General features: G+C 65.2%; 19 protein-coding genes. 3 read left to right on the top strand and 16 right to left on the bottom strand.

The window, feature by feature from the left end:
• Nucleotides 1-272: 272 nt before the first annotated feature.
• The 7 genes from AAGA11_08225 to AAGA11_08195 all read right to left on the bottom strand — a co-directional run bounded on the left by AAGA11_08225 (nt 273) and on the right by AAGA11_08195 (nt 7299).
• On the bottom strand, nt 273-551 hold the full coding sequence (locus AAGA11_08225) for a DUF2160 domain-containing protein (GenBank protein ID MEM9602834.1): 279 nt from the start codon (nt 549-551) through the stop codon (nt 273-275).
• A 2-nt stretch (nt 552-553) separates the two neighbouring features.
• On the bottom strand, nt 554-1351 hold the full coding sequence (locus tag AAGA11_08220) for a carbohydrate ABC transporter permease (protein ID MEM9602833.1): 798 nt from the start codon (nt 1349-1351) through the stop codon (nt 554-556).
• Nucleotides 1351-2235: a sugar ABC transporter permease gene (locus AAGA11_08215; protein ID MEM9602832.1), complete on the bottom strand. Its 885-nt coding sequence runs from the start codon at nt 2233-2235 to the stop codon at nt 1351-1353. The genes AAGA11_08220 and AAGA11_08215 overlap by 1 nt, the downstream gene beginning before the upstream one ends.
• On the bottom strand, nt 2232-3311 hold the full coding sequence (locus AAGA11_08210; protein MEM9602831.1) for an ABC transporter ATP-binding protein: 1080 nt from the start codon (nt 3309-3311) through the stop codon (nt 2232-2234). The genes AAGA11_08215 and AAGA11_08210 overlap by 4 nt, the downstream gene beginning before the upstream one ends.
• Before the next feature lie 5 nt (nt 3312-3316).
• Nucleotides 3317-4378, bottom strand: a complete 1062-nt coding sequence (locus tag AAGA11_08205) for an ABC transporter ATP-binding protein (GenBank protein MEM9602830.1) — start codon at nt 4376-4378, stop codon at nt 3317-3319.
• Nucleotides 4379-4471: 93 nt separating this feature from the next.
• Nucleotides 4472-6208 carry an ABC transporter substrate-binding protein gene (locus AAGA11_08200; protein MEM9602829.1) on the bottom strand — a complete coding sequence of 579 codons (1737 nt, stop codon included), beginning with the start codon at nt 6206-6208 and terminating at the stop codon, nt 4472-4474.
• A 269-nt stretch (nt 6209-6477) separates the two neighbouring features.
• Nucleotides 6478-7299, bottom strand: coding sequence for a sulfite exporter TauE/SafE family protein (locus tag AAGA11_08195; GenBank protein ID MEM9602828.1), 822 nt, complete (start codon nt 7297-7299; stop codon nt 6478-6480).
• Nucleotides 7300-7426: 127 nt separating this feature from the next.
• Here AAGA11_08195 and speB point away from each other — a divergent pair, with 127 nt between their 5' ends.
• The gene (gene speB / locus AAGA11_08190; GenBank protein MEM9602827.1) at nt 7427-8230 is read left to right on the top strand and encodes an agmatinase; all 804 of its coding nucleotides are present in this window, start codon (nt 7427-7429) and stop codon (nt 8228-8230) included.
• Nucleotides 8231-8232: 2 nt separating this feature from the next.
• On the opposite strand, the gene AAGA11_08185 is transcribed toward speB, so the two are convergent.
• Nucleotides 8233-8946 (bottom strand): phytanoyl-CoA dioxygenase family protein, encoded by a 714-nt coding sequence (locus tag AAGA11_08185; protein MEM9602826.1) that lies wholly within the window; start codon nt 8944-8946, stop codon nt 8233-8235.
• A gap of 191 nt (nt 8947-9137) precedes the next feature.
• On the opposite strand from AAGA11_08185, the gene AAGA11_08180 reads away from it, so the two are divergent.
• Nucleotides 9138-9644 carry a tetratricopeptide repeat protein gene (locus AAGA11_08180; GenBank protein MEM9602825.1) on the top strand — a complete coding sequence of 169 codons (507 nt, stop codon included), beginning with the start codon at nt 9138-9140 and terminating at the stop codon, nt 9642-9644.
• 70 nt (nt 9645-9714) lie between these two features.
• Here AAGA11_08180 and AAGA11_08175 read toward each other — a convergent pair whose 3' ends face one another.
• From AAGA11_08175 to gph, 4 genes are all read right to left on the bottom strand, one after another.
• Nucleotides 9715-10008, bottom strand: coding sequence for a GNAT family N-acetyltransferase (locus AAGA11_08175; protein MEM9602824.1), 294 nt, complete (start codon nt 10006-10008; stop codon nt 9715-9717).
• Between the two features lie 227 nt (nt 10009-10235).
• Nucleotides 10236-10793: a thioredoxin family protein gene (locus tag AAGA11_08170; GenBank protein ID MEM9602823.1), complete on the bottom strand. Its 558-nt coding sequence runs from the start codon at nt 10791-10793 to the stop codon at nt 10236-10238.
• Nucleotides 10794-10863: 70 nt separating this feature from the next.
• The gene (locus AAGA11_08165) at nt 10864-13086 is read right to left on the bottom strand and encodes a M35 family metallo-endopeptidase (GenBank protein ID MEM9602822.1); all 2223 of its coding nucleotides are present in this window, start codon (nt 13084-13086) and stop codon (nt 10864-10866) included.
• 166 nt (nt 13087-13252) lie between these two features.
• On the bottom strand, nt 13253-13945 hold the full coding sequence (gene gph / locus AAGA11_08160) for a phosphoglycolate phosphatase (protein MEM9602821.1): 693 nt from the start codon (nt 13943-13945) through the stop codon (nt 13253-13255).
• A gap of 93 nt (nt 13946-14038) precedes the next feature.
• On the opposite strand from gph, the gene AAGA11_08155 reads away from it, so the two are divergent.
• A complete protein-coding gene (locus AAGA11_08155) occupies nt 14039-14920 on the top strand; it encodes a TIGR01777 family oxidoreductase (GenBank protein ID MEM9602820.1) in 882 nt (293 codons plus the stop codon).
• Nucleotides 14921-14936: 16 nt separating this feature from the next.
• On the opposite strand, the gene AAGA11_08150 is transcribed toward AAGA11_08155, so the two are convergent.
• From AAGA11_08150 to AAGA11_08135, 4 genes are all read right to left on the bottom strand, one after another.
• Nucleotides 14937-15671, bottom strand: a complete 735-nt coding sequence (locus AAGA11_08150; protein ID MEM9602819.1) for a cytochrome b561 domain-containing protein — start codon at nt 15669-15671, stop codon at nt 14937-14939.
• On the bottom strand, nt 15671-16603 hold the full coding sequence (locus AAGA11_08145) for a carbohydrate ABC transporter permease (protein ID MEM9602818.1): 933 nt from the start codon (nt 16601-16603) through the stop codon (nt 15671-15673). Before AAGA11_08145 ends, AAGA11_08150 begins: the two co-directional genes overlap by 1 nt.
• Complete coding sequence (locus tag AAGA11_08140; GenBank protein ID MEM9602817.1) at nt 16603-17472, bottom strand: sugar ABC transporter permease; 870 nt, start codon at nt 17470-17472, stop codon at nt 16603-16605. The genes AAGA11_08145 and AAGA11_08140 overlap by 1 nt, the downstream gene beginning before the upstream one ends.
• Before the next feature lie 100 nt (nt 17473-17572).
• Entirely contained in the window at nt 17573-18847 is a 1275-nt protein-coding gene (locus tag AAGA11_08135; GenBank protein MEM9602816.1) for an extracellular solute-binding protein, read from the bottom strand.
• Nucleotides 18848-18849 lie beyond the last annotated feature (2 nt).

The following is an 18849-nucleotide window of genomic DNA, read 5'->3' as shown; positions in this document are numbered from 1 at the left end:
GGGAGCCGCGCCGTGCGCGGCGAATGATCTGTGCCAGTCGCAGAGACTCCGTTCGCCCCGTCTCGCTGTGGCGAGGACGGCGCTCCCACGGTATCGCGCTCGCCGCAGGCCTCACGGGCGCCAGTCGTCCTCTGTGGGAGCCGCGCCGCGCGCGGCGAATGGCGCTGTGCCAATCGCAGAAATGCCATTCGCCCCGTCTCACTGAGCCTGTTCGGCCCAGTGAGGACGGCGCTCCCACAGTGCCGCGCACGCCGCAAGCCTCGGGGGCAACACTAGACTTTGAGGAAGCAAAACGTGCCCCAGAGGATCGCGAGGCCGAGTGGCACCCAGAGCGGCATGCCGAAGAGCGCCAGCCACGCAAGGAAGATGTAGGCCGAGCCGAGCAACGACAGAAACAGCCGGTCCCCGCGCGTGGTGGTGAGGCCGAGTGCGCCGCGCCGCTCGGAGGTGCCCGGCCGCGCGATCTCGATGGCCGTGATGATGCCCATCGCGCTGAAGATGCCGATGAACAACAGCGCGGTCGGCCAGGTCCAGGCCATCCACGTCAGCACGCTCAGACCCTCCCCATCGCGAAGCCCTTCGCGATGTAGTTGCGCACGAAGTAGATCACGATCGCGCCAGGGATCAACGTCAGCGTGCCAGCCGCAGCCAACAAGCCAAGCTCGTACCCCGCACTCGAGGCGGTCTTGGTCATGGTCGCGGCGATCGGTTTGGCGGCCACCGCAGTCAGGGTCTTGGCCAGCAACAACTCCACCCAGGAGAACATGAAGCAGAAGAACGCAGCCACCCCGACACCGGCCTTGATGGTCGGGATGAAGATCGTGGCAAAGAAACGCGGGAAGGAATAGCCATCGACATAGGCGGTCTCATCGAGCTCTTTCGGCACCCCGCTCATGAAGCCCTCGAGGATCCACACCGCCAGTGGGATATTGAAGATGCAGTGTGCGAGCGCCACCGCCCAGTGGGTGTCGAACAAGCCGACCGCGGAGTAGAGCTGGAAGAACGGCAACGCAAACACGGCAATCGGCGCCATCTTGTTCGTCAGGAGCCAGAAGAACAGCGTCTTGTCGCCGAGGAAGCGGTAGCGCGAGAAGGCGTAGGCCGCAGGCAAGGCCACCGTGATCGAGATCACCGTGTTCAACGACACGTAGATGATCGAGTTGAAGTAGCCCCAGTACCAGGTCGGATCGGTGAAGATCGTGCGGTAGGCGTCGGTCGTGAAAGTCTGCGGAAACAGCGAGAAACCCGCGAGGATCTCGTTGGTCGGCTTGAAGCTCATGGTCACGAGCCAGTAGATCGGCAACATCAGAAAGACGATGTAGACGATCGGGACAATCGAACGCTTCTGCATCAGTGCTCGACCTCCTTGTAGTCGTTGAGGTTCTCCCGGTTCATCAGGGTGTAGAACAGCCAGGACACCAGCAGCGTGATCGCGAAGTAGATCAGGCTCATCGCCGCGGCCGGGCCGAGGTCGAACTGACCGAGCGCGATCTTGACGAGGTCGATCGAGAGGAAGGTGGTCGCGTTACCCGGTCCGCCACCGGTCAGCACGAAGGGCTCGGTGTAGATGTTGAACGAGTCCATGAAGCGCAACAGGATCGCGATCGTCAGCACGTTCTTCATCTTCGGCAACTGGATGTACCGGAACACCGCCCAGTTGGAGGCCCCGTCGATCTTGGCCGCCTGGTAGTAGGCGTCCGGAATCGACACGAGGCCCGCGTACGCGAGCAGCACGACGAGTGACGTCCAGTGCCAGACGTCCATTGCGATGACCGTGACCCAGGCAGCGAAAGGGTCCTGGGTCATGTCGTAGGGGATGCCGAGCACGTGATTCAGGGTGTAGCCGAGCAGGCCGATGTCCGGCAGCGCGAAGATATTCCACATCGCACCAACAACGTTCCAGGGAATCAGCATCGGCAGCGACATCAGCACGAGGCACACCGACACCCAGACGCCGCGCCGCGGCATCGAGAGCGCGATGGCGATACCGAGCGGCACCTCGATGATGAGGATCAGCGCGGTGAACATGAACTGGCGACCGAGCGCGTTGTGAAAGCGTTCGGAATTGAGGATCTGCTCGAACCAGGTCAGGCCTTCCCAGAAGAACTGGTTGTTGCCGAAGGTCTCCTGCACCGAATAGTTGACCACCGTCATCATCGGAATCAGGGCGTTGAATGCCACGAGCAGCAACACTGGCAACACAAAGAACCAGGCTTTCTGGTTTTCGGTCTTCATGCGCGCGCCTCCTGCATGGCCAGCCAACCGTCGACGTACACCCGCGTGTGCTCGGGCTGAAACCGCAGGTGCACGCGGTCGCCGGGATTGGGGTTGTCACCGGTGTGGATCGCCGCAACACGCTGCTCGCCCACCATCGCGTCGACCACCGCATAGCGCCCGACGTCCGACACGCGCCGCACGCGGGCCTCGAGCCCCTCGTCGGCCAGGGCGACGAATTCAGGCCTGACCCCGACTTCGGTCTGCCCCTGCTTCTGCGTGTCGACGGCGCCGTCGACGGCGATGCGTTCGCCGTTGACGTGCACGGCGCCGTCCACCACATCGCAGGCCAGCACGTTCATGCCGGGCGAGCCGATGAAATGCCCGACGAAGGTGTGCGCCGGCCGCTCGAAGAGTTCGACCGGCGTGCCGATCTGGACGACCTGGCCGAGGTCCATCACCACCACCTGATCGGCAAAGGTCAGCGCTTCGGTTTGATCGTGGGTGACGTAGATCATGGTGTGGTTGATCTGCTGGTGAAGCTCCTTGAGCTTCGAGCGCAGCTTCCACTTGAGGTGCGGGTCGATCACGGTCAGGGGTTCGTCGAACATCACGACGTTGACGTCGTCCCGCACCAGGCCGCGCCCCATCGAGAGCTTCTGTTTGTTGTCGGGCGAGAGGCCCGCTGCCTTCCGTTTGAGCAAGGCCTCGACCTCGAGCATCTCGGCGATGGCACACACGCGCTGGTCCACGGTGGCGCGGTCGACGCCGCGGTTGCGCAGTGGGAATGCAAGGTTGTCGTACACCGTCATGGTGTCGTAGATGACCGGGAACTGGAACACCTGGGCGATGTTGCGCTGGTCCGGCGGCAGCGCCGTGACATCCTGGTCGTCGAAAAGGATCCGACCCTCCGACGGCGTGCGCAGCCCGGAGATCAGGTTCAGCAGGGTTGTCTTGCCGCAGCCCGAGGGGCCGAGCAACGCGTAGGCGCCCCCGTCCGCCCACTCGAGGTCGATGTGCTGCAGCGCGTAGTCCGCCGGTGCGCTCGGGTTGGGCAGGTAGCTGTGGCGCAAAGACGAGAGTGCGATTCGTGCCATGGGACTCAGCTCACCCGTGCGCCGTCCGACCCGAAGAACAGGCAATCCGCCGGGTCGAAGAAAAAGGTGTGTTGCTCGCCCACGCGGTAGGGGTGGACGCCGTGGGCCAACGAGACCCAACTGTTGCCATCAAACTGAAAATGCGCGCTGGACTCCGACCCGCTGAGCTCGGTCACGCTGACGGCGCCGGTGACTTCGACGGTCGCAGTGTCGACCGGCCTCGGCACCACGTGGTGCGGGCGGATCGCAATCTGGTACGGCCCGTCCGACAGGTGCCGCAAGCCACTCGCCACCGGCCAGGACACCGGCCCGAGGTGGACGGTGTCGTTGCGCTTGTCGACTGTGGCCGTGTTGATCGGTGGGTCCGAGAACACGCGCGCCGCTGTCAGCGTCTCGGGTTGCCGGTAAAGGCTCGCCGTCGGCCCGAACTGCCGTACGTGGCCGTCGTCCATCAGAGCCGTGTGGCCACCGAGCAGGAGCGCCTCCTCGGGTTCGGAGGTGGCGTAGACGACCACCGCACCGCGGTTGGCGAAGAGGTCGGGCAGCAGTTCGCGCAGTTCTTCGCGCAGCTTGTAGTCGAGGTTGGCCAGCGGCTCGTCGAGCAGCACGACCTTCGACTCCTTGGCGATCGCACGCGCCAACGCGGTGCGCTGTTGCTGCCCACCAGAGAGTTCGTGCGGCCGGCGCTTGAGCATCGGTTCGAGTTTCAGCAGCGCGGCAGTCTCGTGTACACGCTGGTGGATGTCGCCGCGGGCCATGCCAGCCACCCGGAGCGGCGACGCGATGTTGTCGAACACCGACATGTGCGGGTAGTTGACGAAGAACTGGTGCACCAGGCTCACCTGGCGCTTCTGGGTGGACACCTGGGTGACGTCGACACCGTCGATCCAGACGCTGCCACTCGCGACAGCGTCCAGTCCGGCCATGAGCTTGATCAGCGACGTCTTGCCCGAGCCGGTCTGGCCAAGCAACACGTTGAAGTGGCCCGGTTGCAGTACCAACGACGTGTCCTTGATGTGGGTGTGGCCACTGACAGTCTTGGTGACGTTGCGAAGCTCGAGGGACATAAGGGTCAAGTCGGGAGGGACATCGGGGTCAACGGAACGCCGGGGCAAAGGCCCCGGCGTTCCACCTGCGTCAAAGGCAGGCGGGTGGGTGCGTCAGCTGCTTGACCAGCGCTGGACAAGCTCGTCGTAGTTGACAGTCTTGCCTTGCGGCTTTTCGTTATCAAGCTTGGCTTTTGCGCCCCCTTTACCGAGCCACTCGGACGGGTCCTTGGGCTCGTTCAGGCGAGGACCGCAGCCGCCGTACACATTGGCACCTTCGTCTGCGCGTTGCATCCGTGCCATGGTGACGTCCATTTCCTCGGCGAGACGATCCATCGCCTGCTGCGGTGTGAAGGCCCCCGAATTCACGTCACCGATCTGCTGCCACCAGATCTGCGCGAGCTTGGGGTAGTCGGGCACGTTCACGCCGGTCGGTGACCAGCGCACGCGGTCGGGCGAGCGGTAGAACTCGACCAGGCCACCGAGTTTCGGCGCGCGCTCGGTGAAGCTCTCGTGGTTGACCGACGAATCGCGGATGAAGGTCAGTCCGACGTGCGACTTCTTGACGTCGACCGTCTTGGAGACCACGAACTGCGCGTAGAGCCAGGCGGCCTTGGCGCGGTCTTCAGGCGTGGATTTGAGGAAGGTCCAGGAGCCGACGTCCTGGTAGCCGACCTTCTGCCCTTCTTCCCAGTACGGGCCGTGCGGGCTCGGCGCCATGCGCCACAGCGGGTTGCCGTCGGCATCGACGGTGTTGTTGCCTTCGGACTGCGGCTTGACCATGTCGGCCGTGAACGCGGTGTACCAGAAGATCTGTTGCGCCACGTTGCCCTGGCTCAGTGCCGGCAAGGACTGGTAGAAGTCGAAGCTCGCCGCGCCTGGCGGGGCGTAGTTGCGCAGCCACTCGTCCCACTTGCGGATCGCATAGACCGCGGCCGGGCCATTGGCCGCCCCCCCGCGTGACACCGAGGCGCCCGCCGGGTTGCACGAGCCGGCTTCCATGCGGATGCCCCACTCGTCGATCGGGATACCGTTGGGCTCACCCACCGAGCCCGCACCGGCCATCGACAACCAGGCGTCGGTCATGCGCCAACCGAGGTCGGGGGCACGCTTGCCGTAGTCCATGTGGCCGTAGATCGTCACACCATCGACTTCTTTGACATCGTTGGAGAAGAACTCGGCGATGTCCTCGTAGGCCGACCAGTTGACCGGCACACCCAGGTCATAGCCGTACTTGGCCTTGAACTGCGCCTTGATGTCTTCGTTGTCGAACCAGTCCTTGCGGAACCAGTAGAGGTTGGCGAATTGCTGGTCCGGCAGTTGGTACAGCTTGCCGTCCGGCCCGGTGGTGAACTGGGTGCCCATGAAGTCGTCGAGGTCGAGACCCGGGTTGGTCACATCGCTCCAGCCGCCCGCCATCATGTCGGACAGCGGGTAAGCCAACTGCAGACGCGAATGTGTGCCGATCAGGTCGGAGTCGTTGACGTAGGCGTCGTACAGGTTCCGCTGGGTCTGCATCTGGGTCTGAACGGCCTGAACCACCTCACCCTCGCCGAGGATCTGGTGGTTGACAGTGATGCCGGTGATGTCTTCGAAGGCCTTGGTCAACACCTCGCTCTCGTAGGAGTGCGTGGGAATGCCCTCGGAGAGCACGTTGATTTCCATGCCTTTGTAGGGCTCGGCGGCGGAGATGAACCACGCCATTTCCGCCTGTTGTTCGGCCTTGGACAAGGTCGACGGTTGGAACTCGTCGTCGATCCACTTCTTGGCTGCCGCTGCATCAGCCAGCGCGGCCTGGGACCCGGCGAGCAGCGCGATACTGATACTCGCGCTCAGAAAATGCTTTCGCATGTTTGCTCCCTCTCAAACAGTGAAGTGCCGGACGTAGGACCGACCGGAGCAGTTCAGCGGAAACATAATGCCGTGTCAACTATTTCTTTAGTATTATACTCTTAGTAGTACAAAGATGCTGCTTCTGCCTGTTCGACACTGACCAGGGCTTGCGTTTTTCACTCAGCACGGTTTGCTGGCACAGGACAGCAATGTGCAGCGAATTCAGCCGCTTGGCAGCCGAACACGCCAACCCTGGCGCCGACGGGGTTGGCAGATTCGCGCACGGTTCAGGCGAACACCGCGCGCAGCATGTTCAACGACACCAGCGCCAGGAACGCGGCGAACACGCGCTTGAGCGGGCGCGCGTCCATCGCATGCGCAAGTTTGGCCCCGTAGGGGGTGGTGATCAGGGTCATCGCGATCACGATCAGGAACGCCGGCACGCTGATCGCGCCGACGGTCAGTGGCGGCCGGGCGTCGGCCGGCATATCGACGAGCAGAAAGCCCGGCAGGGCCGGCACCGAAATGGCGAGGCCAAAGCCGGCAGCTGTCGCCACCGCTCGGTGAATCGGCACACTGTGCACGCTCATCAAGGGCACGCCCAGGCTGCCGCCGCCGATGCCCATCAGCACCGACAGCAGGCCGAGCATCGAAGCATAGAGCGCACGTAGGCCGCCCCGCGGCATCGCCGGCGCGAGCACCCAGCTCGGTTTGCCGAACGCAAGGTACAGCGCGACCGCCATGCCGAGCACACCGAAGATGGCCTGCAATACGTCCGAGCGGAGTGCCGAGGCGACAAAACCGCCGACCACGGCCCCGACGGCAATGCCCCAGGCCCAACTCTTGAGCAGCGCCCAATCGACGGCCCCCTTGCGGTTGTGGGCCTGCAAGGAGCGCATCGAGGTCACCACGATGGTGGCAAGCGAGGTGCCGAGGCAGAGTTGCATGACGTAGTCGCCGCCGTAGCCGAGGTACGAGAACAGAAAAAAGAACGCGGGCACCAACACGATGCCGCCGCCCACCCCCAGCAGGCCGGCCAGGACGCCGGCAAACGCGCCGATCACCACCAAAAACGCCACCAGCGGCAGCGCTGTAACCCATTCCGTCACGAACCCGTCTCACCTCACATTGACCCCTTAGGGTAACGCACTGCCCTGCGCCTGCGGACCCGGCCACGCGCACCCCTGCCCGCTCTGGTACCGTCGGCGCAACCGCCCACACCCAGGCACCCGCACCATGCCCGTCTCTGTCATCGGCTTGCCGCAGGACAACAACTCGACCTACCTGACCGGCCCGGCCACTGCACCGGAGGCCATCCGCACCGCGCTGCGCTGCGACTCGAGCAACCTGTCGACCGAGTGCGGCCTCGATCTCGGCGACACCGACTGGTGGCACGACCTGGGCGACGTCGCGCTGTCATCACTCGGCGGTCAAGCCGCGTACGACGCGATTCACGCAGCCGTCGGCCAGGCGCAAACCGACGGCCCGGTCCTCGCACTCGGGGGCGACCACTCGGTGTCGTGGCCGGCGATCACGGCCGCCGCCGAGCACCACAACGGTCTCCAGGTGTTGCACATCGATGCCCACCCCGACCTCTACGACGACATGCAGTCGAACCGCTTCAGCCACGCGTCGCCCTTCGCCCGGCTCATGGAATCCGGTGCGGTCTCGCGCCTGGTGCAGGTGGGTATACGCACCTTGAACCGCCATCAGGCGGATCAGGCGGAACGCTTCGGCGTGGACATCATCAGCATGCGCGAGCCGGATGCGGTGTTCGATCGGCGATTCGACGGTCCGGTGTACCTCTCACTCGACCTCGACGCGCTCGACCCCGCGTTCGCCCCCGGCGTCTCGCACCATGAACCGGGTGGCTTGAGCACACGTCAGGTGATCGACATCGTTCAGCGCTTTCACGGCCGCCTGGTCGGCGCCGATCTGGTCGAACTCAACCCCGCCCGTGACCTCAACGGTGTCACTGCGATGGTCGCTGCCAAGCTCGCGAAGGAGATCATGGCCCGGCTGCACCGCAACGTCGGCTGAGCTCAGAGCGCGGTGGCGAACACCTTGGGCTCGGTGGTTCCGACCTTGTAGATCGGCTCCGGCGAATACTGCACGAGGTACGCTCGTCGAGGCGCGCGGGTGGTGTTGGCGCTCGAGCGGTGCAGCGTCAGTGACGAGAACAACACCGCGCTGCCGGCCGCGGCCTCGACCAGGGTGCCCGGGTCGTCCCCGTCGTAGCCGACCCGCTCCTTGCCCACCTCGTCCCAGCGGTGCGGGTCGACACACCGCTCCGTTTCCAGGTCGCGGTCGATCACCGACAGCGCGCCGTTGGCGGCCGTGGTGTCGTCGAGCGCCAACCACACACTGAGGTAGGGCGCGTGCGGTTGGTCCAGGTAGCCGCTGTCCTGGTGCCAGGCGAAACTCGCACCGGTGTTGGGGCCCTTGACCACGAATTGTTCGTTGAAGAGGTAGGGGTCAGCGTCGAGGCAGCTGCACACCACGTCCTTGAACGCCGTGCCGAGGATCAGCTCGGAGACCGCCGCGATGTCGGTGTGCCGGTGCCGCAAAAAACGCCGGTCCTGCCCTCGGCCGATGTCGTGCGAGCGGCCACCGTGGTCGTCGTCCGGCGGCTCCGCCAGCAGTGCATCACAGGCAGCTTGCAAGGTACTGAGCGCCGCGGGCGTGAGCCAGTCGGGCAGCACGACGTGGCCCTTGGCGTGGTAGTGTTGAAGCTCGTCGGAGGTCAAAGGGCGCATCGGCTGGGGCCTCGTGCAGCGCGAACGGCGATCGCAGCAAGGTATCCAACACTAGCGCGCGCCGCCCGGTTGGGCCAGCGCCGCATACGAAAAACTGCCTAGTTTCGAACCCCGCTTGCGTTTCGCGGTCACAGCGCCAGTGGCGCTGTTGCCAGAATCAGACATCGACTATCACACGAGGACATTCACCCATGACATCATATGCCCACGCCGCCTCGCGCGCGTTGCCCGTAACAACCCCACAGTGGATCGCGTTTGCCATCGCGTTCGTTTTCGCCATGGCTCTGACGGCACCGGTCCAGGCGGCCGGCGGCGACTCCTACGAGAGCAGCCGAGACGACCGCTTCAGCGATGTCAACAAGGCCATCAGCGCCAAGCAGTATCAGAAAGCCATCGACATGCTCACCGTCTTCGCGGAAGAGACGCCCGACGACGCCGACGTGCACAACCTGCTCGGCTTCAGCAACCGCAAGCTCGGCAACTTCGATGTCGCTTTCGACCACTACCAGAAAGCCCTGAGCATCGACCCGAAGCACATCCGCGCACACGAGTACCTTGGCGAGCTGTACCTGCAGACCGACCGTCTCGCAGACGCCGAGGCCCAGCTCCAGAAGGTCAGTGAGCTGTGCTCGCTGTTCTGCAAGGAAAAGCGCATGCTCAAGAAAGCGATCAAGAAGTACAAGGCGCAGAACACCTGATTCACGCGTTTCGCCCCCCGCGAGAGGGGCACCAAAAAGGGTGCGCTGGTCGCACCCTTTTTTTATGTCTTCAGGGCCCCGGATAGTGCATCTCGACGATGGGCACCTCGACGCAGTTTCGCATCACGTGCGCGTGCCGAACATCGCTGAACCCGAAGCGCCGGTGGAAGCCGACCGCGTTCAACGTCGCCTGCAAAGCGACCTCCCCGTCCGGCGCCGCAAGGGCTTTTGACAGACCGTGCTGCAACAGCGCAGCACCGACACCCTGGCACATGACATCCGGGGCCACGTACAAGGCCACCAGCGAGCCGGGCACCGCCTCGACAAAGCCGAGGACCTCACCACCCCGCTCGGCCACGTGCAGCTCACCCCGCTGAACGGGCGGCAGCTAATCCGCAGGCGCCCTGCCGCTTAACCAGCCCTCGATCACCGCGGTGCTGTCGTGCGGCACGCACGCCGAGCGCACCGCCTCAGTGTGTAAGGCGTGCTGGTCGGCGGTGTCTCCGTCGCGTGCCGAGCGGATCAGCAGCTCCGCCGACGCTGGTGTGTTCAGGGACACTGTCCGGCGTCAGCACAACGAGGGCAACGGCCTCAGGCCGCGCGCCACTTGATGTTGCAGCCGATGCTCGGGGCCTGGGTGGCCGAGATCGGATCCCCGGCCAACAGAGCCGACACCGCGGCTCGCAGGTCTTCGCCGGTCACGTCGACGTCGTTGCCGGGGCGCGACGCGTCGAACTGGCCGCGGTAGACGAGTGACCCGGTCGCGTCGAACAGGTAGAAGTCAGGCGTGCACGCAGCGTCGAACGCCTTGGCTGCCTGTTGCGTCTCGTCGTAGGCATAGGGGAAGACGAAGCCCGTCTCGCGCGCGAGCGTGGCCATGTGTTCGGGCCCGTCCGCCGGGTGCGTGCGCACGTCGTTGCTCGAGACCGCCAGCATCGCGACGCCCTGCGCCTGAAAATCCCGGCCGGCCGCGGCAAGGCCATCGAGGATGTGCACAACGAAGGGGCAGTGGTTGCACATGAACACCACGACAAGCGGCTTGCCCTCGAAATCGGTGTGGGACACGGTGTCGCCCGACACGGTGTCGGGCAGTGAGAACGCCGGCAGGGCCGCGCCGAGCGGCAGCATGTTGGATTCGGTCAGAGCCATGGGGGAACGCGTCGCGTGGGGTGATGCCCTAGCTTGGCGCATCGCCCGGCCAAACGCCACCGCGCGGCGTTCAGGGCGCGGGCAACTCCACTGCGTCGCCCGCGTCGGCAAGCACGAGGCGTTGGCCGAGCCACAGCACCCCGTCCCGCTCGCCCGGGCGGAACTGCACACGGACAGGTCCGGAGACCGGCCAGTCGTAGAGCGTGGCCAAATCGATCTCCACCGTGTTGCGCTCGCCGGCCCCAAGCGGGATCACCGGGCCGTCCGTCAGGTCACGCTTGGCGAGCGGCCCGGTGTACCGGCGCGTGTCGCCCGCGGACACCACGGCAAAGTAGTCACCGAGAATCGGGGTTTCGAACGGCGTGCCGTTCACCGGCACCCCCACGGTGTCGGCGCCGGTGTTCAGCACACTGAAGCGAACGGAGCTCGGGCTGCGCTCGGACGCCTGCAACACGACGACGACGCCCCGGTCATCGGCTGGGTCGGATGCGCTTCGGGTGTCGGGCTGCGCACACCCCGCCACCGACGCCGCGATCAGCGGCAGACACGCCAGAGCGCGGCCACGCCGGCCTGCCTGCACCGCCAGCACACCGAGCAGCAGTACCCAGAACCCGCTTACACTGCCGCCCCCGCCTGTGGCGGTGTCGCCTGACGGGACAACACGGTCCGTCGAGGCAGACAGCTCGTAGCGGGCATCCGAGACGCCCACCACGAGGGGAAACAGCACGCTGTAGTCGTCGGGCAGACGGCAGGTTTCAACCGGTGCCGTGCCGATCGCTGAACACACCGCGGTGTGCAGGTCCGAAGGGTCGCGCAGGATATACAAGTCCGCGTTTCCCGCGGACGAGGTCAGGGCGACCGTGTTGAAGCCCTCGACCCGGTAGGCTTGCGAGGACGAGATGCGCACGTCAGACGCCACCGACTGCCCGGCCTGCAGCGTGCTCAGGTCACGGCCCACTGAGGCGGTTTCGGTCGTCAGACGAAAAGCGTCGCCGGGCGTACCACGCACCTCGATGAACACCGGCCCCGTGACACCCGGTGCGCACTGCTCGGTGCCAGTCCGCTCGGTCGTGCGGGCACAGAGTCGTTTGGCCAGCAGTCGGTCAGCGAACACCAGCAAGTCCGTGTCATCGGCCTCGACCTGCAGGGTGATCCGCGTGGCGGTGTCCACGGTGTAGAACAGGCGCTCGCCGAGCACCGCCGTGCCCACCACTTGCGCGTCGCGCTCCAGCGGCGTGAACACCGCGTCTGCGGGCGGTGGCAGAGAGGGCGACAGGATCGAGATATCGGGCGTGTTTTCGACGAAGTATTCGTGGTTGTCCGCGTTGTCGACTGCCAGCACCGGGTTCTGACTCGCGAGCGCAGCTGCGCTCTGCTGGCCATAGGCGTGGTCGGCCGTGCCCGCGACAATTCGAAAGTGGGACAGCTCGTGCACAATGGTCCCGGCGCGCGAGTCCGTGCCCACTGGCGTCGTCAACCAAAAGGCCGGGCACAGCGTGATGTCGTAGGGCAGGTCTGCGCGCACGAACGCGTACACACCCGCAATGTCACAGCCACAGTTGTAACGCACCGTGTCCTCGCGCAACACCTTCTGCACGTTGCGCAGGTTCTGCAACGCGGTCGCGAAGCGCGCGCTGCTGTGGGGGCCAAACCACTGGCGATAGCGCGGTGAGTTGAGCTGCTGCAGCTCGCCAAGCGACGCGAGGTCCGTGACCGCGACGCCAACCAGGCTTTCGGCAGACTGCGCTGCCGAAAGCACCAGCGACTGCTGACTCGCGTCACACCCGGCGAAGTCCGGTGTCCGCACACGGGTTTTCGCGAGGTCCTGTGGCAACACCACATCGAGGGTGTTGGAACGCAACCACGCCACCTGCTCGCGTTGCGCGAGGCGTGCGCCCTCGCCCGCCTCGGGTGCCCGATCGAGCGTGTGCAGGTGTTGAATCAACTGAACGCGGTACTCCCCGGCTGCCGGGATGCGGTAGTGCGCACGCAAATCGTGCACGCGCTCCACGCGCTCGCCGGCGCCGATCCGCTGGTAGTCGCCCACGTCGGGTAGCGCGCGTTTGACCACGGGCCCGGCATAGGTCACGCCACCCGTCGCACCATTGCGGACCGCGGGGCTGAGCACGAACAGGTGCTCGGGCAACGCAGTGTCGAGCACCGACCCCGGCACCCGCACCCACGCGTCGCGCGCGCCGCGGTTCTCGAGCGTGATGGCCACCTGGCTGTCGCCTGCCGACGCAAGGCTGACGGACCAGTTGGCGAGCACGCGGACCGGGGGGAGCAGGCACACGCACAGCACCACCAGCGCACGCCCGCTTACCAGAGGTCTTTCCTTCGCGACACTCACGCTCCAACACGCCTCTCGACTCGACAGCCCAGTATCCCACCAACCCCGCCGCGAAGCCTTGTTGGCACGTGCCGGACGCGACGCAGTTCACACAATCCGGCCGCGCCGCTCACCCCAGGCCGAGCAATCCGGGCACCTCGGACCAGTGATCAAAGACGGCGTCGGGCTGCGCGCGTTCGATCGGTTCACCGCGGTTGTACCCGCGGCTGAAGGCAAGCACCCGCACACCCGCGCGCCGGGCCGTCTCGACGTCGACCGAGGAGTCCCCGATGAACACCGCCTCGGACGGCGCACAGCCGAGCTGGGTGAGCACCGCGTGCACGCCTGCGGGGTCGGGCTTCAGGGTGTCGAGCGTGTCGCCACAGACCAGCGCGGCAAAGCCATCCAGGATGCCATTCGCAGCGAGCGATTTGCGCGCAAAGGCGGTGTCCTTGTTGGTGACCACGGCCAGTGCCAGCCCGGTTGCAGCACACTGCGACAGGCAGGCACGAACCCCCTCGTAGAGCTCACCGGTGGTGCCGGTCCGCTCGGCGTAGTGCCGACGAAACCGGTCCAGCGTGGCCTCGAACCCGGCCCGCACCTGCGCTTCGGCAGCGCTTTCGTCGTGCACATACGCCATCACCGAGCGCATCAGGTCGCGCGCCCCGTGCCCGACCCACCGCGCGATGCGGTCCGACTCTAGCGCCGGCAGACCGCCGTTGAGCAACGTATCATTGACAGCGGCGGCGATCTCCGACGCCGTGTCCACCAGCGTGCCGTCGAGGTCGCACAACACGGCTTTGGGACGGGTTGGCCGAACCATTTCTCACTCAATCAGGTCAACAGGGGAATTGTCCGCTCGCATCGCGCCCGTTTGCAACCGCGGGCCAACGCCGACAGCCCGTTGGAGCACCTCGTGAACATACTCATCACCGGCGGCACCGGTTTCATCGGCCGGCCCCTGACCCGCACCCTGTTGGCGGACCACACCGTCACCGTCTGGTGCCGCGACCCTGGCCGCGTGGTCGAGGGCGCGCGTGCGATCACGTCGCTGGACGACTACGGCGAGGGGACACCGGATGCGGTCATCAACCTGGCCGGGGAAAACATCGCTGCCCGGCGTTGGTCGGACGCGCGCAAGGCCGTCCTGCGAGCGAGTCGCATCGACACCACCACCGCCCTCGGTCAGTGGTTGGCCGCGCGCGACGCGGCGCCGAGGGTGCTGGTCAGCGGCTCGGCCATCGGCGTCTACGGCCTGGGGGCCGGGGACGACCCGGTGACGGAATCGGACAGCGGTGACGCGAGTTTTTCCAGCACGCTCTGCCGCGACTGGGAACAGGCCGCCGAGCAGGCGTGCCCCGAGGGCACCCGGCTGTGCCTGTTGCGCACCGGCATCGTCCTCGGCGACGGAGGCGCCTTGGCGAAGATGCTGCCGCCGTTTCGACTGGGGCTGGGCGGCGTCATCGGTTCGGGCAGCCACTGGATGCCGTGGATCCACATCGACGACATCATCGCGTTGATCGTCGCGCTGCTGAGCGACGAACGCGCCAGCGGGCCGATCAACGCCGTCGCACCCACGCCTGTGAGCAACCGCGACTTCACCAAGGCCCTCGGCACCGTGCTGAAACGGCCGACGGTGTTCCCGATGCCGGGCCCTGTGGTCAAGACCCTGTTTGGCGAGATGGGTGTGGAGCTCCTGTTGCATGGCCGGCGGGTTCTACCGGCATCTGCGACCGCACTCGGGTTCCGGTTTCGGTTCACCACACTCGAATCGGCCTTGCGCGACCTGCTCGGCTGAGTGTCAGTCGAGGCTCCTATACCCGGTGCGAACCGTCGTGACGGACGCTTTCGGACAGCCGCCGCGCGCCCCAGCCACCCGGCGCCATGCGGTTGCCCGGGTGCTCGAGATCCGGACCCCAGATGGCCTGGTAGGTGTCGATGGCGTAGCCGCGGCGCTGCAGCCACAGGAAGGCACACACCAACACGGCCCACCAGCTCCCGACACCGATCCACATCCAGTGGGGGGCGTTCGCCCGCCACAGGCCCGTCAACACGGCGAGCACACTGAGCGCGACCAGGGTGTACCCGAGCGACTTGTGAAACGTCTCGAAGGCACGCCGCCGCGGGGTCATGCTGTAATGGTCACCGATCAAGGAACCGTCACGGCGCGGGTCAGTCGGCCCGCCCTTGCTGCCGCGCAAAGCGCCCGACAGCACCTGGACCGCCATGCCGCACAGCATCAACCGACCGAGCCACACGTGCCAGCCAACACCGGCCCAGGCGCCGCTGTAACCCACGAGATAAAAGGCAAGCCCGGCAAGCGCAAAGGCGATCGAATGCAGGATCCAGTGGGCGCGCCACCAGACTTGGTTGTCGAGTTCATCGGGCCAGCGCTGCGTCGGCAGAATCTTGGCAAAGCGGGCAACACAGATGGCGGTGGGCACCAGTACCGCCCAGACCAGCACCATCAACCGCCCGTGCCATGCAATCGCGCCGTCTACCACGTGCGGTCTGGATGCATCAATGGGCAGCCAGAGCCACTCCCACATCAGCCTTTCACCGCACCCGCCGTCATGCCCGTGATGATCTGCCGTGACGCCAACAGGGTGAAGATGATCGGCGGTATCGCGAGCAGCATGCCGGTGGCCATGATCACGCCCCATTCGATGTTGAATTCGGACATGTTGTTGACGATGAGGATGGGCACCGTCTTGGTGTCACGGTCGGACAGCGCCGAGGCGAGCAGGTACTCGTTCCAGGCAATGCGGAAGGCGAAAATGGCCGCCGCCGCAAGACCCGGCCGAATCAAGGGCAACACCACGAGGAAAAACACCTGGAACGGCCCTGCACCGTCCATGCGTGCAGCCTCTTCAAGTTGCCGCGGTACCTGCACGATGAAGCTTTGCAAAATCCAGATCACGAACGGCAGGTTCATCGCGATGTACACGAGGATGATGCCGCTGTGCGTGCCGGCCAGGCACACGTCGCCCCGCCCACCGAAGGTGTCCCGGATGAGTTCGCCGACGAAACTGTTCTTGTCGATGCAGAATTCGTTGTTCCAGAGACCGAACACCGGCACGAGCAACACGGCCGGCGGCAACATCCGAACGGCGAGCGTCGTCACCGAGGCCACGTCCCGCCCCATGAACTGAAAACGCACCAGGGCGTAAGCCGCCATGCAGCCTATCACCAGGGTCAGCGCCGTCGAGACAATCGAAATGATCAACGAGTTGACAAACGAACCGCCGATTTTCAACGCGCAGTAATCGAGGTGTTCCGGCTCGTAAGGCAGCACATCGCAGAGCGCCGTTTCGTAATTTTGCAGGGTCGGCATGAACAACAAGCCGCTGGTGCCGGACAGGATGTCGACGTCGAGCTTGAAGGAATTGATGAACATCAGGCAGATCGGCCCGACCGACATGAACACCAAGGCGACCAGAACCGCGTAAAACGCGGGGTGCTGTCTGTCTTGCGCGTGCATCACTCGGTCTCCGCCACAAGCCGGGCGAGTCGCTGTGCACGTCGCTCGACCAACTTGGTGTAAATGAACATCGCTGCCGTCAGGGTCATGAGCAACAGCATCAGGTAACCCGACATCGCGGCAGCGGTACCGAGCTCACGGAACTCGGTCGCCGTTCGTGAAATCCGCAATGCCAGAATCTCGGTTGACAAGCCCGGCCCGCCCTCGGTCAACACGAGTATCACTTCGAGCACCTTGAAGGCGTCGATCAGGCGAAGAAGGCAGGTGACGATCAGCACCGGCATCATCAGCGGCAGCTTGATGTGCCAGATCGTCTGCCAGTTGGTGGCGCCATCCATGCGCGCCGCCTCGATCGCGGAGCTCGGCAGCGACTGCAATGCCGCGAGCGCCAGAATGAAAATGAAGGGGGTCCACTGCCACACGTCGGCAATGATCACCGACAGCAAGGCGTTCTGCCCAAGCCAGTCGACACCGCTGAAGCCGACCTCCTTGAGCCAGCGGTTTATCGTGCCAACGGTCGGGTGGTACATGTATCGCCACATGAGGCCAACCACCACCGGAGCGATCATCATCGGCAGGATGAACAGCGTGCGCAGCACCGACATGCCGCGCAGTTTGCGGTCGAGTAGCAAGGCCAGCCCGACCCCGAGCAGCATCTCGATGGTCACGACCCAGAAGGCGAACTTCAGCGTCACCCACAGGCTCTCGCGGAAGGCGGGGTCGCCGTACAGCACGACGTAGTTGCGCAGACCCACCCAGTCGGTTTCGCCGATGGTCTGGCTCGGGTCCCAATCGCGGAAACTGCCGTACACCATGTACCCGAGCGGGTACAGCAACGTGATGACGATGATCACGGCGGCCGGTGCCATGAACAGGTACGGCGTCAGTCGGTTCACGTGCTTGCTCCGCAGGTGTGCTCAGAGGTGCCCGGTCGGGCCCGGCATCAGCACCGGGCCCGACACGCGCGACTCACTGCCAGGTGTAGTAACCCGCTTCGTCCATGATCGCCTCGGCGCGCTCCGCCACGCCATCCAGGGCTTCCTGCACGTCGAGCCCCTCGGTCAACACTTTTGACAAGGTGGTACCGATGTCCGCGTTGATCTTGCCCCAGACCGGGATGATCGGACGCCAGTCGGGGTCAGCGTGCTTCAGCGCCTCACCGAAGGTCGCCATGTGCGGGAACTTGGCGTTCACGTCTGCGTCAGCGTGCGTCGAGAAGCGCGACGGGTTGCCGCCGGCCATGGCCACGAGTTTGTCGCCCTGCTTCGAGGTCAGCCACTGCATCAGCAGAAAGGCCGCTTCCTTGTTGAGCGCGTTCTTCGGAATGCCGATGCCGAAACCGCCGGTCTGGCTGCCGCGGCGCACGCCCATCGGGTGCATCGCCCAACCGACCTTGCCCACCACTTGGGACTTGGACGGGTCATCGATCTGGCCCGCCACCACCGTGGTGTCGAGGAACATGGCGGTGTCGCCGTTCAGGAAGGAGCCGAGGGCCTCGCCGAAACCGAACGAGGCTGCGCCTTCAGGGCCACAATCGACGATGGTCTTCAGTGCGTTGGCCGCCGCCACGCCGGCTTCGTCGTTGATGCGCGGCTTCCAGGCGTCGTCAAACACCCGGCCACCGAGCGGCGCAAGGTGCAGCAAGAAGGCGTGGCTGGCATGGTGGCCCGAGGCCGCACGCGAGGACAAGCCACCCATGCCCGGCTCGAGCTCGGGGATCTTGCAGGCGGTTTCGAGCATCTCGTCGTAGGTCTCCGGCACTTTCAGGCCGTGCTTGTCGAAGATGTCCTTGCGGTAGCCGAGAATCGAGGTCTCCGAACCGAAGGGAATGCCGAACAGCGAACCCGTCTTGCCCTCGAGGTAGCCCTTGCGGCCACCGGCGAAACCGATGTTGTAGACGTAGCCGTCGATCAGGTCGTCCGAGTCGTACGCCGGATCGGCGAGCTTCGGGTTCATGAAGTAGCGCGCGAGGTTTTCGAGCTGGTCGGCGTAGACGTAGTCGGCCTTGGAGAACACCACGTAGGCGATCAGGTCGTAGTCACCGTCTTCTTGAGCCAGTTCGAGCGTTTGGCGCTCGCGCATCTTGAGGTAGGGCAACTGGTCCACCTCGACCTCGATGCCGGTTTCCTTGGTGAACTCCGGCAACACCTTCATGACCGCGTTGTAGTGCGGGTGTGCCGGGAAGTTGACCACCAGCGTGGTGCCGGCGAATTCGTCGTAGGGCCCTGCATGGACCGCTGCCATGC

The sequence above is a fragment of the Pseudomonadota bacterium genome, from assembly GCA_039196715.1.
Taxonomy (GTDB): domain Bacteria; phylum Pseudomonadota; class Gammaproteobacteria; order CALCKW01; family CALCKW01; genus CALCKW01.
Note: the sequence above shows the minus strand (reverse complement) of the source record. Positions and strands in the feature narration are given on the sequence as shown.

Coding starts and splice junctions, on each gene's coding strand:
- AAGA11_08220 (MEM9602833.1), bottom strand. CDS start 1,351: ATGCAGAAGCGTTCGATTGTCCCGATCGTCTACATCGTCTTTCTGATG.
- AAGA11_08215 (MEM9602832.1), bottom strand. CDS start 2,235: ATGAAGACCGAAAACCAGAAAGCCTGGTTCTTTGTGTTGCCAGTGTTG.
- AAGA11_08210 (MEM9602831.1), bottom strand. CDS start 3,311: ATGGCACGAATCGCACTCTCGTCTTTGCGCCACAGCTACCTGCCCAAC.
- AAGA11_08205 (MEM9602830.1), bottom strand. CDS start 4,378: ATGTCCCTCGAGCTTCGCAACGTCACCAAGACTGTCAGTGGCCACACC.
- AAGA11_08200 (MEM9602829.1), bottom strand. CDS start 6,208: ATGCGAAAGCATTTTCTGAGCGCGAGTATCAGTATCGCGCTGCTCGCC.
- speB (MEM9602827.1), top strand. CDS start 7,427: ATGCCCGTCTCTGTCATCGGCTTGCCGCAGGACAACAACTCGACCTAC.
- AAGA11_08185 (MEM9602826.1), bottom strand. CDS start 8,946: ATGCGCCCTTTGACCTCCGACGAGCTTCAACACTACCACGCCAAGGGC.
- AAGA11_08180 (MEM9602825.1), top strand. CDS start 9,138: ATGACATCATATGCCCACGCCGCCTCGCGCGCGTTGCCCGTAACAACC.
- AAGA11_08170 (MEM9602823.1), bottom strand. CDS start 10,793: ATGGCTCTGACCGAATCCAACATGCTGCCGCTCGGCGCGGCCCTGCCG.
- gph (MEM9602821.1), bottom strand. CDS start 13,945: ATGGTTCGGCCAACCCGTCCCAAAGCCGTGTTGTGCGACCTCGACGGC.
- AAGA11_08150 (MEM9602819.1), bottom strand. CDS start 15,671: ATGTGGGAGTGGCTCTGGCTGCCCATTGATGCATCCAGACCGCACGTG.
- AAGA11_08145 (MEM9602818.1), bottom strand. CDS start 16,603: ATGCACGCGCAAGACAGACAGCACCCCGCGTTTTACGCGGTTCTGGTC.
- AAGA11_08140 (MEM9602817.1), bottom strand. CDS start 17,472: ATGGCACCGGCCGCCGTGATCATCGTCATCACGTTGCTGTACCCGCTC.
- AAGA11_08135 (MEM9602816.1), bottom strand. CDS start 18,847: ATGGCAGCGGTCCATGCAGGGCCCTACGACGAATTCGCCGGCACCACG.